Annotated in this window: 15 protein-coding genes and 1 tRNA gene; 13 read left to right on the forward strand and 3 right to left on the reverse strand. The window is 70.6% G+C overall.

The window, feature by feature from the left end; all coding sequences use genetic code 11:
* Nucleotides 1–33: 33 nt before the first annotated feature.
* The 6 genes from PP359_RS12010 (at nt 34) to PP359_RS12035 (ending at nt 6,097) form a co-directional block, all read left to right on the forward strand.
* A complete protein-coding gene (locus PP359_RS12010) occupies nt 34–591 on the forward strand; it encodes a DUF402 domain-containing protein (RefSeq protein WP_499250680.1) in 558 nt (185 codons plus the stop codon).
* 55 nt (nt 592–646) lie between these two features.
* Entirely contained in the window at nt 647–1,360 is a 714-nt protein-coding gene (locus PP359_RS12015; RefSeq protein WP_036317480.1) for a class I SAM-dependent methyltransferase, read from the forward strand.
* A gap of 137 nt (nt 1,361–1,497) precedes the next feature.
* Nucleotides 1,498–2,559: a polyprenyl synthetase family protein gene (locus tag PP359_RS12020; RefSeq protein ID WP_036317481.1), complete on the forward strand. Its 1,062-nt coding sequence runs from the start codon at nt 1,498–1,500 to the stop codon at nt 2,557–2,559.
* Nucleotides 2,560–2,623: 64 nt separating this feature from the next.
* Nucleotides 2,624–3,997, forward strand: coding sequence for an FAD-dependent oxidoreductase (locus PP359_RS12025; protein WP_036317482.1), 1,374 nt, complete (start codon nt 2,624–2,626; stop codon nt 3,995–3,997).
* A 195-nt stretch (nt 3,998–4,192) separates the two neighbouring features.
* Nucleotides 4,193–5,020: an endonuclease domain-containing protein gene (locus tag PP359_RS12030; RefSeq protein WP_036317483.1), complete on the forward strand. Its 828-nt coding sequence runs from the start codon at nt 4,193–4,195 to the stop codon at nt 5,018–5,020.
* A gap of 120 nt (nt 5,021–5,140) precedes the next feature.
* Complete coding sequence (locus PP359_RS12035) at nt 5,141–6,097, forward strand: alpha/beta hydrolase (protein WP_112931729.1); 957 nt, start codon at nt 5,141–5,143, stop codon at nt 6,095–6,097.
* A 10-nt stretch (nt 6,098–6,107) separates the two neighbouring features.
* Here PP359_RS12035 and PP359_RS12040 read toward each other — a convergent pair whose 3' ends face one another.
* Nucleotides 6,108–7,535, reverse strand: a complete 1,428-nt coding sequence (locus tag PP359_RS12040) for a D-alanyl-D-alanine carboxypeptidase family protein (protein WP_239498604.1) — start codon at nt 7,533–7,535, stop codon at nt 6,108–6,110.
* A 244-nt stretch (nt 7,536–7,779) separates the two neighbouring features.
* Here PP359_RS12040 and PP359_RS12045 point away from each other — a divergent pair, with 244 nt between their 5' ends.
* Both PP359_RS12045 and PP359_RS12050 read left to right on the forward strand, forming a co-directional pair.
* Nucleotides 7,780–9,534: an AMP-dependent synthetase/ligase gene (locus tag PP359_RS12045; protein ID WP_499250681.1), complete on the forward strand. Its 1,755-nt coding sequence runs from the start codon at nt 7,780–7,782 to the stop codon at nt 9,532–9,534.
* A gap of 32 nt (nt 9,535–9,566) precedes the next feature.
* Nucleotides 9,567–10,442, forward strand: a complete 876-nt coding sequence (locus tag PP359_RS12050; protein WP_499250682.1) for a DUF1295 domain-containing protein — start codon at nt 9,567–9,569, stop codon at nt 10,440–10,442.
* Between the two features lie 17 nt (nt 10,443–10,459).
* On the opposite strand, the gene PP359_RS12055 is transcribed toward PP359_RS12050, so the two are convergent.
* The gene (locus PP359_RS12055; RefSeq protein WP_204359871.1) at nt 10,460–10,849 is read right to left on the reverse strand and encodes a L,D-transpeptidase; all 390 of its coding nucleotides are present in this window, start codon (nt 10,847–10,849) and stop codon (nt 10,460–10,462) included.
* Nucleotides 10,850–10,880: 31 nt separating this feature from the next.
* On the opposite strand from PP359_RS12055, the gene PP359_RS12060 reads away from it, so the two are divergent.
* On the forward strand, nt 10,881–11,156 hold the full coding sequence (locus PP359_RS12060; protein ID WP_167487222.1) for a hypothetical protein: 276 nt from the start codon (nt 10,881–10,883) through the stop codon (nt 11,154–11,156).
* Between the two features lie 32 nt (nt 11,157–11,188).
* Here PP359_RS12060 and PP359_RS12065 read toward each other — a convergent pair whose 3' ends face one another.
* Entirely contained in the window at nt 11,189–11,677 is a 489-nt protein-coding gene (locus PP359_RS12065; protein WP_039416538.1) for a YajQ family cyclic di-GMP-binding protein, read from the reverse strand.
* A 47-nt stretch (nt 11,678–11,724) separates the two neighbouring features.
* Between PP359_RS12065 and PP359_RS12070 the strand changes: the two genes are divergently transcribed.
* The 4 genes from PP359_RS12070 to PP359_RS12085 all read left to right on the forward strand — a co-directional run bounded on the left by PP359_RS12070 (nt 11,725) and on the right by PP359_RS12085 (nt 14,445).
* On the forward strand, nt 11,725–12,591 hold the full coding sequence (locus PP359_RS12070) for a phosphotransferase family protein (RefSeq protein WP_433718984.1): 867 nt from the start codon (nt 11,725–11,727) through the stop codon (nt 12,589–12,591).
* Between the two features lie 38 nt (nt 12,592–12,629).
* Nucleotides 12,630–13,115 carry an FBP domain-containing protein gene (locus PP359_RS12075; RefSeq protein ID WP_499250683.1) on the forward strand — a complete coding sequence of 162 codons (486 nt, stop codon included), beginning with the start codon at nt 12,630–12,632 and terminating at the stop codon, nt 13,113–13,115.
* Between the two features lie 100 nt (nt 13,116–13,215).
* Nucleotides 13,216–13,297: transfer RNA gene (locus PP359_RS12080), tRNA-Tyr, on the forward strand.
* A gap of 125 nt (nt 13,298–13,422) precedes the next feature.
* Nucleotides 13,423–14,445, forward strand: a complete 1,023-nt coding sequence (locus tag PP359_RS12085) for a hypothetical protein (RefSeq protein ID WP_036317494.1) — start codon at nt 13,423–13,425, stop codon at nt 14,443–14,445.
* Nucleotides 14,446–14,448: the final 3 nt, after the last annotated feature.

Here is a 14,448-nt window from a genome sequence, read left to right on the forward strand (position 1 = left end):
GCGCCGAAGGTCAGGGCGGGTTAGGCTCCCGCCATGACCGATCGACCCGCGCCCGGCACCCCGCTCGTCTTCCGCTGGCGCAAGTGGGGCGGCGGACCGCACTGGGAGCACGAGTGCGTGTATCTCGGCAGCGACGTCCACGGCGACTGGGTCGGTCAGCGCGACGGCTGGCGCAGTGCCCGACCGGGCGTCGACACGGTCAGCGACGGCGACAACGTCACCCTGATCCCGCCGAGCGGCGAATACGCCGCCACCCTCAACGCGACCCACCCGCGCATCGCGATCTACATCGATGTGGCGTGGGATCTGCGATGGGATGCCGCGGCGGATCCCGCCGGCATCCCGAGCCCCACGGGCATCGACATGGACCTCGACGTCGTGCGTGCCCGCGACGGCCGCGGCATCTGGATCGACGACCGCGACGAGTGGGACGAGCATCGCGTGCAGTACGGCTACCCGAGGGAGATCGTCGAGCGCCTCGAGACCGTGGCGGTCGAGCTCGAAGCCGAGGTCCGTGCCGAGCGGGCGCCCTACGACCAGGCGACGGCGGCGCACTGGCTCGCCGTGCTCGCGGCGCTGCCTCATCGCTGAGAGCCGCCGCGCTGCCGCGCTGCCGCGCCGCCGCGAGCGCGCCTAGGATCGAAGGGTGAGTGAACACCGCGCCGACCTGGGCAAGGATCCGTCCCGCGTGAGCGGCATGTTCGACGAGGTCGCCGCCGGTTACGACCGCACGAACACCGTGTTGAGCCTCGGCAACGATCGGCTTTGGCGCATCGCCACGACGCGTGCCATCGCTCCGCGGCCCGGTCAGCGCATCCTCGACCTCGCCGCCGGGACGGGCGCGAGCTCGGTCGCCCTGGCGCGCAGCGGCGCAGAGGTGGTGGCCGGCGACTTCTCGCCGGGCATGATCGCCGAGGGCCGCCGTCGTCACGGACATGTGCCCAACGTCACCTTCGTCGAGGCCGATGCGATGGCGCTGCCGTTCGCCGACGGCGAGTTCGACGTGGTCACCATCTCGTTCGGCCTGCGCAACGTCAACGATCCGAAGAAGGCGCTCACCGAGATGCTGCGGGTCACCGCGCCCGGCGGCATGCTGCTGGTGTGCGAGTTCTCGCACCCGCAGAACCCCGCGTTCGCGAGCCTCTACCGGTTCTACAACGACCGGATCCTGCCGACGGTGGCGCGCAGCGTGAGCTCGAACGCCGACGCGTACGACTACCTCAACGAGTCGATCAAAGACTGGCCCGACCAGGTGACGCTCTCCTCGTGGATCCGCGACGCCGGCTGGACCCGCGTCGCCCACCGCGACCTCACCTTCGGCATCGTCGCGCTGCACCGCGCGATCAAGCCGCTCGTCTGAGCCCCGTTTCGACTCGCTGCCCTCGCTCACCGAGCGGGGGAGACAGCGACTCCCGGTCGTTGAGCGAGGGCGCGTAGCGCCCGAGTCGAAACGGCCTCCGCGACCGCGGGTGCGACGGCCGCGGGTAGGCTGGGAGGGTGACTGCGAGCTCCTCCGCTGCCGGTGCGCGATTGACGGCCAACCTCGGTCTGACCGAGCGTGTGCTCGCTGGTCCCCGGATGCGCAAGCTGCTCGCCGTCGTCGAGGACGGCCTCGACCGCGTCGAGGACACCCTCGCCCGCGAGCTGCGGGTCAGTGACGCGCTCGCCGACGCCACGACGCGCTATCTCTACGAGGCCGGCGGCAAGCGGGTGCGTCCCATGCTCACGCTCCTGACCGCGCAGCTGGGCGAAGGCACCACCGAGCACGTCATCACCGGTGCCACGGCCCTGGAGATGACCCACCTGGGTTCGCTCTATCACGACGACGTCATGGACGGTGCGGACGTGCGTCGCGGGGTCCCCAGCGCCCACGCCGTGTGGGGCAACAACGTCGCCATCCTCACCGGCGACCTCATGTTCTCGCGCGCCAGCCAGCTGATGGCCCAGATCGGCGAACGCGCGATCCGTCTGCAGGCCGACACGTTCGAGCGTCTCGTCCTCGGACAGATGCACGAGACGGTGGGCGCTCAGGCCGGCGAGGACCCCGTCGACTTCTACCTGCAGGTGCTGGCCGACAAGACCGGATCGCTGATCGCGGCATCCGCTCAGGCCGGCATCCTCTTCTCGGACGCGCCCTCCGAGTACCGTCAGCCCGCGCTGGAATACGGCGAGAAGGTCGGCGTGGCCTTCCAGCTGCTCGATGACGTCATCGACCTTTCCGACGACCCCGCCGAGACGGGCAAGGTCCCCGGCACCGACCTGCGCGCCGGCGTGCCGACCATGCCCTACCTGCTTCTCGCCCGGGCCGCCGACCCGGCCTCGCGCGCGCTGAAGGCCACGATCGACGACGGCGTGGCGCGCATCGCCGACGGAGCCGATCCTGCGATCCTCGACGAGGCGATGCAGCAGCTGCGTGCACACGCCGTGACCGCCGAGACCCGCGCCAAGGCGTACGAGTGGGCGGATGCCGCGATCGCGGCGATCGATCCGCTTCCGGCCGGTCCCGTGCGCGATGCGCTGGTCAAACTCGCCCACGTCATCGTCGACCGCTCGAGCTGATCGCGTCTCGACCCGGGCCTGCCGGCCCTTGCCCCACGACCGGATGAACACGAAGGACACACCCATGACCAAGCTGAGGCTGGCCATCGTCGGCGCGGGCCCCGCCGGCATCTACGCGGCGGACATCCTGTTGAAGGCCGAGCGCAAGTTCGACGTCTCGATCGATCTGTTCGATCACCTTCCCGCCCCCTACGGACTCGTGCGCTACGGTGTCGCCCCCGACCACCCCCGCATCAAGGGGATCATCACCGCCCTTCGCGACGTGCTCGATCGCGGTGACATCCGCATCTTCGGCAACGTCCGCTTCGGTCAGGACCTCACCCTCGACGACCTGAAGCAGCACTACAACGCCGTCATCTTCGCCACCGGTGCGATCAAGGATGCCGACCTCGACATCCCCGGCATCGATGCGGCCGGCTCGTTCGGCGCGGCCGACTTCGTCAGCTGGTACGACGGACACCCGGACTTCCCGCGCGAGTGGCCGCTGGATGCGGCATCCGTCGCCGTGATCGGAAACGGCAACGTCGCGCTCGACGTCGCGCGTGTGCTCGCCAAGCACGCCGAAGACCTCCTCGTCACCGAGATCCCCGCGAATGTGCAGGCCGGGCTCGAGGCTTCGCAGGTGACCGACGTGCACGTGTTCGGTCGCCGCGGCCCCGCCCAGGTCAAGTTCACCCCGCTGGAGCTGCGCGAGCTCGGCGAGCTGCGCGACGTCGACATGGTCGTCTACGACGAGGACTTCGACTACGACGAGGCGTCGCGCGCCGCGGTCGCCAGCAACAAGCAGGTGATGGTCATCGATCGGGTGCTGCAGTCGTGGCGTCAGCGGCCGGGCGTCAACAACGCCGGAGGCGAGGCGTCGCGCCGGCTGCACCTGCACTTCTGGGCCAAGCCCGTCGAGGTGAAGACCGACGACAGCGGCCGCGTCGCCGCTCTCGTGTACGAGCGCACCCGTCCGGACGGTCAGGGCGGCGTCATCGGCACCGGCGAGCTGCGCGAGGTGCCGATCCAGCAGCTGTACCGCGCCGTCGGCTACTTCGGATCGCCGCTGCCGGGCGTGCCGTTCGACAAGAAGCACGGCGTGATCCCCAATCACGAGGGTCAGGTGCTGCACAAGGACTCCAACGAGCGCGTGCCCGGCGTCTATGCGACCGGCTGGATCAAGCGCGGCCCGGTCGGACTCATCGGGCACACGAAGTCGGACGCGATGGAGACGATCAGCCACCTCATCAACGACCAGGCGTCGTGGTGGCAGCCCGCCGACCCGTCGCCGGAGGCGATCCCCGCCCTGCTGGCCGAGCGCGGCGTCGCGTGGACGGACCTCGACGGGTGGCATCGTCTCGACGAGCACGAGGTCGCTCTCGGCGCCCCGCACGAGCGTGCGCGCATCAAGGTCGTCGACCGCGACGAGATGGTCCGGGTCTCGCGCGGCGAGTAAGGCGTCGGTTCGGGAGGAGATGTCGCGTCGGGAGGTCGCTGTCGCGGCATCCGTCCTCCCGAACGGAAATCTCCTCCGCTGGCGCGCGCGGGTGGGCCTGCTTCGACTCCTCCCCAGCGGGGAGAGGCGACAGGTTGTGTACGGATGCCGCGGAGCGCGGGGTCGCCGGCTGTGGCTCGGGTCACGATGTCGCACATGGATGCCGCGACGTGGGCCCGTGCATGCGGAGGCGTGGTCCGCAGCGATCGGATCGCTCGAGCCGGATACGGGCGCGGTGCGCTCGACCGCGCGGTGGCGCGGCGGGAGCTGGTGCGCGTGGCTCGCGGCTGGTTGGCCGTACCGGATGCCGACCCGCACCTGATCGCGGCGGCACGGTCGGGCGTGGTGATCTCGTGCGTGACGCAGGCGCGCCGGCGCGGCTGGTGGGTGCACGACGACGACGCGCGCGTTCACGTCGCCGCTCACGCTCACGCCGGGAGGGCGCCGACGGCCACCGCGGTCGTGCACTGGGCGCGGCCGGTGGTGCCGCGGCATCCGGATGCACTGGTCGATGCTCGCGAGAACGTGCTCGCTGCGGTCGCCGCGTGCCAACCGTTCGAGGTCGCGTTGGCGGTGTGGGAGTCGGCTCTGCGGAAGGAAGAGGTCAGCGCCCCGGCGCTGGCACGGCTTCGCCTTCCGGCCTGTGCGCGCCGTGTGCTCGCGGCGGCGGAGGTCTGGTCCGACTCGGGATTGGAGACGATCGTCGTGCCCCGGTTGCGGTGGATGCGTCTGTCGCTGCGGCGCCAGATCTGGATCGCCGGCCACCGCGTCGACCTGCTCATCGGCGAGCGGCTCGTCTTGCAGATCGACGGCGGCCACCATGTCGGAGGGCAGCGCGATGCCGACAACGCGCACGATGCCGCCCTCATGCTGCTCGGGTATCACGTGATCCGCGTCGGCTATCGACAGGTGATCCATCAGTGGGAGCAGGTGCAGGACGTGCTCATGCGTGCGGTCGCCCAGGGACTCCACCTCGCGCGCTGAACCGCCCGGGAGGAGATGTCGCGTCGGGAGGTCGCTGCCGCGGCATCCGTCCTCCCGAACGGAAATCTCCTCCGCTATCCCCGTCGCCCCGCACAGAGGGGCCGCGGATAGGCTGGCGAGATGGTGGGCGAGTGGGTCGCAGACATCCTCGGGCCGGGCTTCGAACAGCTCACGCTCGAGCTCGGCGCGGACGCCGATCCCGCCACCCTCGTGCGCTCCCTCCCGCGGATGCCGTGGCTGCGACCGTTGAACGGTGTGGACGTGCTGTACGTGCACGGGTGGTCGGACTACTTCTTCCAGACGGAGCTGGCGCGCTTCTGGACGGGCCTCGGTGCCCGGTTCTACGCCCTGGACCTGCACGGATACGGCCGGAGCCTGCGCCCGGGGCAGATCCCGGGATACGTCACGACGCTCGACGACTACGATCCCGACATCGCCGCCGCCCTCGCCGCGATGGGCACGCACGATCGCGGCCGGCGGCTCGTGCTGCTGGGGCACTCGACGGGAGGACTCACCCTGAGCCTCTGGGCGGCACGGCATCGCGGCGCGGCCTCCGCCGTCGTGCTCAACAGTCCGTGGCTGGAGCTGCAGACGGGTGCGATCGGGCGTCAGGCCATCGCCCCGATCATCGCGATGCGGGCACGCTTCGACCCTCTCGGCGCGCACCCGGTCGTCGATCTCGGCTTCTACACGCGCGCGCAGCGCGAACTGGGGACCCTGCCCGACAGTCCCGAAGGCTGGCGTCCCGAGCGGGGCTTTCCCACCCATCCGGGCTGGCTCGCCGCCGTGATGCGGGGTCACGCCACGGTCGCCGGCGGCCTGACGATCGACGCCCCGGTGCTCACCCTGCTCTCCGCCGCATCGACGACGCCGCTGCAGTGGGCGCCGGAGATGACCTCCACCGACAGCGTGCTGGTGGTCGCCGACATCGCCCGTGCGGCGACGCGGATCGGCTCTCTCGTGACGGTCGCGCACATCGACGGCGCGATCCACGACGTGTTCCTGTCGGCGCCGGAGCCGAGGGATGCCGCGTACGGCGTACTGCGCCGCTGGCTCGTCTCGGGCGCGCTGGGCTGATCCGCGCCGCTCAGCCGCCGGCGGTGGGAGTCGGAGACGGGCTCACGCTCAGGCTCGGCGACGGCGACGGCGACGGCGCCGGGCCGCCGAGCAGCGAGGGATGGGTCAGCTTCCACCAGTCGTCGGGAGGGGCGATCGTTCCGCGCACGGCCACCGCGACGCTGGCACTGCGGCCGCCGGAGGTCCACGTCGCGATGCCGATCTGCTGGCCGTCCTGGCCGGTCGGCGCAATCGTCAGCGTGATCGATGCGGTGATCGGCGTATCGGACCACGTGAGCAGGCTCTCGTCGCGCGACAGCACCAACTGCGCCTCCCCGCCCCAGGGGCTCGTCACCGTGCCGACCGGTGTTCCCGCTTTCGCGACCGGCACCAGGTGCACGCCGGCGGCGACGCTGCGCAGCGCGGTGGTGACATCGGCATCCACCTGCTCCCGCGACTGCCCATCGAGCGAGACGCCGACGATCTTCAGCGGTTCGCCCAGTCCGGGGTTGCTCGTCGCGGTGTAGAGCAGTGCGAACGTCCCGGCGCCGAGGTTGCCCGTCTTCAGGCCGGTCACACCGTCGCTGCCGAGCAGATCGTTGGTGTTGTCCACCTCTCCGACCGTCGGGACGGTGGCCGACGACATCGACGTGATCCGGGCGAGAGCGGGGTTGGCCGCGGCGAGCTGTCCGATGGCGAGCAGATCACTCGGTGTGCTCGTGTTGCGCTCATCGATGCCGGTGGGCTCGACGATCGTCGTTCCGTTCAGCTGGTGAGCCTGGAGCCACGTGCGCGTCGCGGAGACGTAGCCCGAACGGGAGCCGAAGGCCCACATCGCCACCGCGTCGGCATAGTTGCTCGCCGACGGCAACAGCATGGTGGTCAGGGCGTCGCGCAGCGACATGGAGCTGCCGGTCGGCATGGCGGCCACGGTCGCGCCGAGCACGTAGTACTGGTCGTACAGGTCGTGGTCGGCCTTGTCGAACGTGATCGTCGGACCGGGGTCGTCGGCGCTCTGCAGCGGATGAGCGTCGAGCACGACGAGCGCGGTGATCAGCTTGCTGATGCTCGCGATCGGTCGGGGCTGGTCGTCACCGCTCACCGCGTGCAGTCCCGCCGCCCCCAGATCGCCCGCGGCGCCGACCACCGAGATCGCGGCGGCCCGTCCGGAGGGCATCGCCAGCGCTGCTGGGGCGCCCGGCGTCACGGTCGGAACGCGTGTCGTCGTCTCGAGCGCCGGCAACGGCGCCGACAGAGCCCACGCCGTGTAGCCGCCGGCGCCGGCGACGATCGCGAGCACGACACCTGCGGCGATCAGCCAGCCGCGGCGGCGGCGGCGCCGACGTCGGCGCAGGCGCTCGGCATCCTCGGCGGACAACGACACGTGCGACGCACCGCTGGGGGCCGAGCCCATCAGGTCGGCGAAGTCGTCGAGCCCGTCGTCGTGCGGCATGGTCATCGGCCTCCCCGTGCGGTGACGGCGCACGCCGGGAGCCGCGGCATGACAGCGGAGGAGCTCACTCTGCGAGCGTATCCGGTCGCGCACGCGGCGAGAGCCTCCATACCGTGTCGGCGGGCGCTTCGGCAACCCATCCGGGCGTCGGGCGCGAGCATGGCAGGATTTCGGAGCGGACACCCGATCCGATCGGGCCACGGCTCCGAACAAGAGGCAGCTACGCCCATCCCGAAGGAGAGCTCCGTCCGTGAGAGAAGTCTCGACTGCGCCGCTTGCCGACCTGTCGGCGTACCGCAATGTCACCGACCTGCTGACGCGTCGGGTCGACGAGGCTCCCGACCACGTCGCCTTCGACGTGCGCGACGGAGAACGGTGGCGGCCGGTGACGACAGCCGCCTTTGCCGCCGAGGTGCGCGCGGTCGCCAAGGGGCTGCTGGCCGACGGCCTGCAAACCGGCGACGCCGTGGCGATCATGGCCCCGACGCGCTACGAGTGGGCCGTCGCCGACCTGGCCGTCTGGTTCGCGGGAGGCGTCGTCGTGCCCATGTACGACTCCTCCGCGCCGAGCCAGGTCGCGGCGATCGTCGCCGACGCCGGAGTGCGCGTCGCCTTCTTCGGTGACGAGCGCTCCCGGTCCGCGTTGGCGGCGGCCGGGGTACCGACCGTCTTGTCCCTGACGCGTGGCCTGGCCGACCTCGCCGCTCGCGGCGGCCTCGTCGACGACGCCGTACTCGAGCGTGCCCGCACGGATGCCGGCCCCACCTCGCCCGCGACGATCGTCTACACCTCGGGCACGAGCGGCACGCCCAAGGGCGTCGTGCTCAGTCACGAGAACTTCCTCGGGCAGGTGCTCAACATCGCCGCTGCATACTCCGACATCGTGCGGGCGGACGGCAGCACGGTGATCTTCCTTCCCCTGGCGCACGTGCTGGCCCGGGGGCTGCAGCTGATCTGTCTCGCCAGCGGCATGCGCATCGCTCATCTCTCGGAGCCGTCGGAAGTCGTCGCCTCGCTCGCGGAGCTGCGCCCGACCTTCCTCGTGGTCGTGCCCCGCATTCTCGAGAAGATCGCCGCGGCGGCCGCGGCGAAGGCCGCCGACAAGCACCTCGGGCGGGTCTGGGATGCCGCGGTTCGCACCGCCACGCAGCTCGCACGGCGTGAGGAGCAGATCGACGACGGCGAGCGGCCCGCGTCGTCGTGGAGCCTGGGGCTGCGTCGCCGCGTGTTCGACGCCCTCTTCTACCGTCGCATCCGCGGCCTCATGGGCGGGCGCATCGGCTACGTGCTCTCGGGCGGCGCGACGTTGCCGTCACGGCTGTCGTTGCTGTTTCGCGGCATGGGTGTTCCGGTGATCGAGGGGTACGGGCTGACCGAGACGACCGCGCCTCTCACCGGCAACCTTCCCGGTCGCATCCGCTCGGGTACCGTCGGGGTGCCGCTTCCCGGCTCGACCGTGCGCATCGCCGACGACGGCGAGGTGCTCGCGAAGGGCGTCGGTGTGTTCGCCGGCTATCGCAACGCGGACGATGACCGTGACGCCTTCGTCGACGGTTTCTTCCGCACTGGTGATCTCGGCAGGCTCGACGAGCGCGGCCGTCTCGTGCTGGAGGGACGCGTCAAGGACGTCGTCACGACGTCGGGTGGCAAGACCGTCGCCCCCGCGCGGTGGGAAGCGGCGATCGAAGAGCACCCCGTCATCTCCTCGGCGGTGACCGTGGGGGAGGGGCGGCCGTATCTGACCGCACTCATCGTGCTCGACCAGGATGCGGTCACCGCCGCACGCGGCAGCGCCGTGGCGCTGGATGACCCCGACCTCCGCGCAGAGGTGCAGCGGGCCGTCGACGAAGCCAACGCGCTGGTCTCGCGCAGCGAGCAGGTGCGACGGTTCGCGCTCGTCTTCGCGGATGCCGAGGATCGCGAGATCGTGACGCCGACGCTGAAGATCCGGCGTCGTCAGCTGCTCGACCGCGAGTCGGGCACCATCGACGCCCTCTACCTCTGACCCGCCCTACGCCCCTCAACCGGAGAACTCCCATGTCACAGCGCCCGGGCGCCATCCTCGTCACCATCCTCGTCGCGCTCGGCATCGGCGCAGCACTCGCCGTCGCCGGCGGAAGCGCCGGCGCATCGTGGGGCGGCATCCCGCTGTTCGCGCTCGCGGTCGTCGTGGCATTCGCGATCCAGGTCGTCGCCTACATTCCGGCGGCGCTGCTGCGTACCGAGAAGTTCTTCGATCTCACGGGAGGCCTGACGTTCGCACTGGTCGCGATCGTCTTGCTCGCGGCCGTCGCGCCGGCCTCGGTGCGGGCGTGGGTGCTGGCCGTCATGATCGTCGTGTGGGGAGTGCGGCTGTCCGTATTCCTGTACGTGCGGGTGCACGCGCAGGGCGCGGACGGCCGCTTCGATGACATCAAGATCAACCCATTGGCGTTCCTGCGGGTCTGGATCATCCAGGGCCTGTGGGTCGCCGTCACGTCGTCGGCCGCGTGGGTCGGCATCACCGCTACCACCGCGGGTGGGCTCGACGTCTGGATCGTCATCGGTGCCGTGGTGTGGCTCGTGGGCCTGGTCATCGAGGTCGTCGCCGACGGGCAGAAGGCGGCGTTCCGCAAGGATGCCGCCAACAAGGGGCGCTTCATCGATTCGGGCGTCTGGGCGTGGTCGCGGCATCCGAACTACTTCGGCGAGATCCTCGTCTGGGTCGGCGTCGCGATCGTCGCGCTGCCGGCGGCGGTGGGCTGGCAGTGGGTCACCGTGATCTCGCCGCTGTTCGTGATCCTTCTGCTGACGCGGGTGAGCGGCATCCCGATGCTGGAGAAGCGCGCCGACGCGCGCTGGGGTGACGAGCCGGCCTATCAGGAGTACAAGAAGCGCACCCCGGTGCTGGTGCCCGGTCTCGGTCGCGGCTGAGCGGCTGGCGCCGCGGGTCAGCGCACCGTGACGCGCGTGCCGACCTCGACATCCTTGTAGAGGTGCGCGATCGCGTCGGTGGGCATGTGGACGCAGCCGTGCGAGCCGTTCTGCAGGTAGCCGTCGGTGCCGAAGGGGAAGGTCTGCCACGAGGCGTCGTGGAAGCCGACGTCGCCGTCGTCGAAGGGCATCCAGTACGCGACGTGGTCGTCCCACGAGCCGTGGCGGTCGTGGCCGACAAGCTCGGTGTCGCGGGTCATGCGACTGATCGCGAACGTTCCGGTCGGCGTCGCGTAGTCCGGGTCGAAACCGGAGGCGCCGGTGGTCACCGCCGAGTCCATCAGCAGATTCTCGCCCGAGCACTCCCAGAGGTGCTGCGCCGCGATGCTGACGTACACGTGCAGCACGCCGTCACGCGCCGCCTCGCGGCCGGGCCCCGTGCAGTTCGCATCCGGTGAGGGCGTCGTATGGACCGTCCACACGGCCGGCGTGGGCGTCGGCGCCGGAGTGGGTGTCGGTGTCGGTGTCGACGAGGGCGTCGCGGTCGGGGTGGCTGCTGCGGTCGGGGTGGATGCCGCGGGCGCCGCGGATGCTGCGGGTGTGCTGCAGCCCGCAAGGCACAACAAGGCCGCTGCGGCGGAGGCCGTCGCAGCGGCAACGAGGGGCGGCCGACGATGGGGCGCGATCATCCCCGGAATCTATGCGAAGCGGTGATGAATCCGGTGAGTGCCGCCCGCCCGCGTGCCTTACCGGTAGTTGACGAACTGGAGGTCGACGTCGAGGTCGGCGGCCTTGAGCATGCGCTGAACCTCCTGCAGGTCGTCGCGCGACTTCGACTGCACGCGCAGCTCGTCGCCCTGGATCTGCGCCTTGACCGACTTGGGGCCTTCGTCGCGGATGAGCTTGGTGATCTTCTTCGCGTTCTCGGAGGAGATCCCCTCTTTGAGCGTCGACGTGATGCGGTACTCCTTGCCCGAGGGCTGCGGCTCACCCGACTCGAGCGACTTCAGCGAAATGCCGCGCTTGATCAGCTTCGACTGGAACACGTCGAGCACCGCCTTCGCCCGCTCTTCGCTGTTGGCCTTGATGAGGATCGCCTCGCCGCTCCAGTCGATCGACGCGTCGGTCCCCTTGAAGTCGTAGCGCTGCTCGACCTCCTTGCGGGCCTGGTTGAGCGCGTTGTCCGCTTCCTGGCGGTCGATCTTGGAGACGATGTCGAAAGAGGAGTCAGCCATGCGTGGCAGTCTAATCGCGCGCGCTCGCGAGCCCGTAGGGTCGAACCGTGTACACCGGCTTCGTCGCTCCCGCGGATGACGTCGTCGACGACGCCGTCGCCCGCGCGCTGGGCGCCGCAGGGGAGCGGGTGCTGCGCGGTGGCTGGCGGCGCGTGGAGCACGGTTCGGCGAACCTCGTCGTGCTCGCGGGGCGCGTGGCGGTGCGAGTGGCGCGCAGCGCGGATGCGGCATCCGAGGCCCTCCGGGCCCAGCGGCTCGTCGACGCGTTGCCGGCACTGCCTTTCGCGGTGCCGCGCTCCGCGGGCCCGGCGATCGATGACCGTGCCGCGGGTGGCGTGGTCGCGATCGCGCAGGAGCGCGTCGACGGCGAGCCGCATCCGAGCGGCAGCGGCGACCCCGTCGAGCTTCGACGCCTCCTCGACACCCTTCGCGAGTCCGACCTCGCGCCGCTGCGAAGGCACCTGGCCCATCGACACACCTTCTTCGGCGGCGAGGAGGGTCTGCGTCTCATGACCGGCGAGGCCGTCACGATGCTCGCTCCGACGGCCCGTGAGCGCGCTCGCCGCGCGGCCGAGGCGTTCGTCGGGCTCGCGCCGCAGGGCGACGTGCTGACGCATGGCGACCTGGCCGGCAGCAACGTGCTGTGGACCGGTGGCGTCGCCTCCACCGTCTCGGGTCTGATCGACTGGGATCTCGCTGCCGCCGACGACGAGGCGAAAGATGTGGCGGCGCTCGCGACGTGGCACGGGTGGGATCTCGTGGCGCAGATCGTGCCGCCCGAAGTCACCCACCGCGCACGTGTCACGGCGGCGACCTACCCTCTGCAGCTGCTGTGCTTCGCGATCGCGGGATGCCGACCCGCTGAGGAGATCGAGCGCGCCCTCACGCGGGCCAACGACACGTACGCGGGCTGACCGGCCCGGCGCGGCGGACCGGTTCGTAGACTGGACGGATGCAGCCGCTCACGGAGGACCAGGTGCGCGCCGCCCTCGTCAACGCGACACCCGACGAGCTGGACCGCGTGGGGCTTCCGCTCTCCCTCGTGCTCGCCGACTGGGATCACCTCGATTTCCTCGCGTGGTCCGATCCGGACTTCCGAGGTCGGGGCTACATGATCGTCGAGCGCGACGGTGTGCCCACCGGGATCGTGCTGCGCGCGGCATCCGGGTCCCGTCCGCGCGCCGCGATGTGCAACCTCTGCCACACGATGCAGCCTGGCAACCAGGTGGCGCTGTTCACCGCGCGACGGGCGGGGGATGCCGGGCAGCGCGGCGACAGCGTCGGCACCTACATCTGCGCAGATCTGGGCTGTCACGAGAACGTCCGCCTCGCGGCACCGCTCGCGCCGAGCGAAGTGCGTGCCAGCGTCGATCGCCGTATCGACGGGACGCGCCACCGCGTGGAGGCCTTCGTGGAGCGGGTCGTGGCCCCGCTCTGACGCGCGCGATGCGGCCCGTGGTTTTTCGGAACGCGTGCGGCCGGGTAAGATGGTTGATCGCGCCTCCGGTCGACTGCAAAAGCCGGGCGGGTGCGCACTCGGCGAGTTACCCAAGCGGCCAAAGGGATCTGACTGTAAATCAGCCGTCTTCGACTTCGGGGGTTCGAATCCCTCACTCGCCACCCACCGAAAGGCCCCGCACGCGCGGGGCCTTTCGCTTTCCCGCGTGCGGAGCGAGACCTCTCGCGCCGTCGCACCCGCGTGACAGGATGGGTGCACGGCTGGATGCCCAACGAAGGGGAGAGACATGACCGAACCGACGAGTTCACCGCAGTCGAACAAGATCCTGCGAGCGACGATCTGGGTCGCGATCGGCGCCCTGATCGCCGCCGCCCTCGTGTGCGTGGTGTGGGTGCTGATCGGCGACTCGAACGGCATCGTGGGTAAGGCGTTCCTGACGATCCTCCTGCTGGCCGGCTTCGCCGGCGTCTCGATCGCCGAGTCGAACATGGCGCAGAACCGGCCCACCTGGCTCGCGCTGACGAGCATGATCTCGTGGGTGCTCATCCTGCTGGTGGGAGCGTTCCTCATCTGGATGCCGACCAGCGGCTACTTCGGCGCCGGCGCCGAGCGCGTGTTCAAGTTCATCGTCATCGCGCTCATCGTCCAGGGGGCTCTTCTGCACGCCCGACTCTTCCTCAAAGCGTTCCAGCGGCACCAGACGACCTTCACCTCGATCGTCACCTACGTGACCATCGGGCTCGTCGTCATCCTCATGGTCATGCTCGTGCTGCCGCTGATGACCGATGAGTTCGTCACCTACCGTCCTCTCTACTGGCGCGTGGTCGTCGCCCTCGCGATCCTGTCCGCCGTCGGCACCGCGCTCCTGCCGCTCGTGAATGCGCTGTTCGCGCCGAAGCGTCCGCGTCCGCACATCGCGGCCCCTTACGGCGCGGCACCCTACACAGCGGCTCCCTACGGTTCGGCCCCCTACGGCGCGGCTCTGCTTTCGGCAGCACCGCCCGCGGCGCCTGCTCCCGCGCCCGCCGCGCCCCCGCAGCCCGCCGCCGCTCCCGTACAGCCGTCCGCACCGACTCCGACCCCCGCCCCGGCGGCATCCGTGCCGTGGCCCACCTTCGCCGACGGCGTCACCCCGCTGCCGGTGTTTCCCGACGGCTCGCCGGACTGGAATGCCTACTACACGGGTCACCCCTCGGCCGGAGCGCGCTTCTGGTTCACCGACGCGCCGAGCGCGCCGGCGGCTCCGGCCCCGCACGGACACGACGGTTACCCGCCCGCCCCGCCGCTGCCGCCGCAGCCGCACAGCTGAGCG

The sequence above is a fragment of the Sphingomonas sp. BLCC-B65 genome, assembly GCF_028550675.1.
Classification (GTDB): Bacteria; Actinomycetota; Actinomycetes; order Actinomycetales; family Microbacteriaceae; genus Microbacterium.

Bases quoted from the DNA above. Each gene is read 5' to 3' on its own strand.
- PP359_RS12010 (WP_499250680.1), top strand. From the start codon at position 34: ATGACCGATCGACCCGCGCCCGGCACCCCGCTCGTCTTCCGCTGGCGC.
- PP359_RS12025 (WP_036317482.1), top strand. From the start codon at position 2,624: ATGACCAAGCTGAGGCTGGCCATCGTCGGCGCGGGCCCCGCCGGCATC.
- PP359_RS12030 (WP_036317483.1), top strand. From the start codon at position 4,193: ATGGATGCCGCGACGTGGGCCCGTGCATGCGGAGGCGTGGTCCGCAGC.
- PP359_RS12035 (WP_112931729.1), top strand. From the start codon at position 5,141: ATGGTGGGCGAGTGGGTCGCAGACATCCTCGGGCCGGGCTTCGAACAG.
- PP359_RS12040 (WP_239498604.1), bottom strand. From the start codon at position 7,535: ATGACCATGCCGCACGACGACGGGCTCGACGACTTCGCCGACCTGATG.
- PP359_RS12050 (WP_499250682.1), top strand. From the start codon at position 9,567: ATGTCACAGCGCCCGGGCGCCATCCTCGTCACCATCCTCGTCGCGCTC.
- PP359_RS12065 (WP_039416538.1), bottom strand. From the start codon at position 11,677: ATGGCTGACTCCTCTTTCGACATCGTCTCCAAGATCGACCGCCAGGAA.
- PP359_RS12075 (WP_499250683.1), top strand. From the start codon at position 12,630: ATGCAGCCGCTCACGGAGGACCAGGTGCGCGCCGCCCTCGTCAACGCG.
- PP359_RS12085 (WP_036317494.1), top strand. From the start codon at position 13,423: ATGACCGAACCGACGAGTTCACCGCAGTCGAACAAGATCCTGCGAGCG.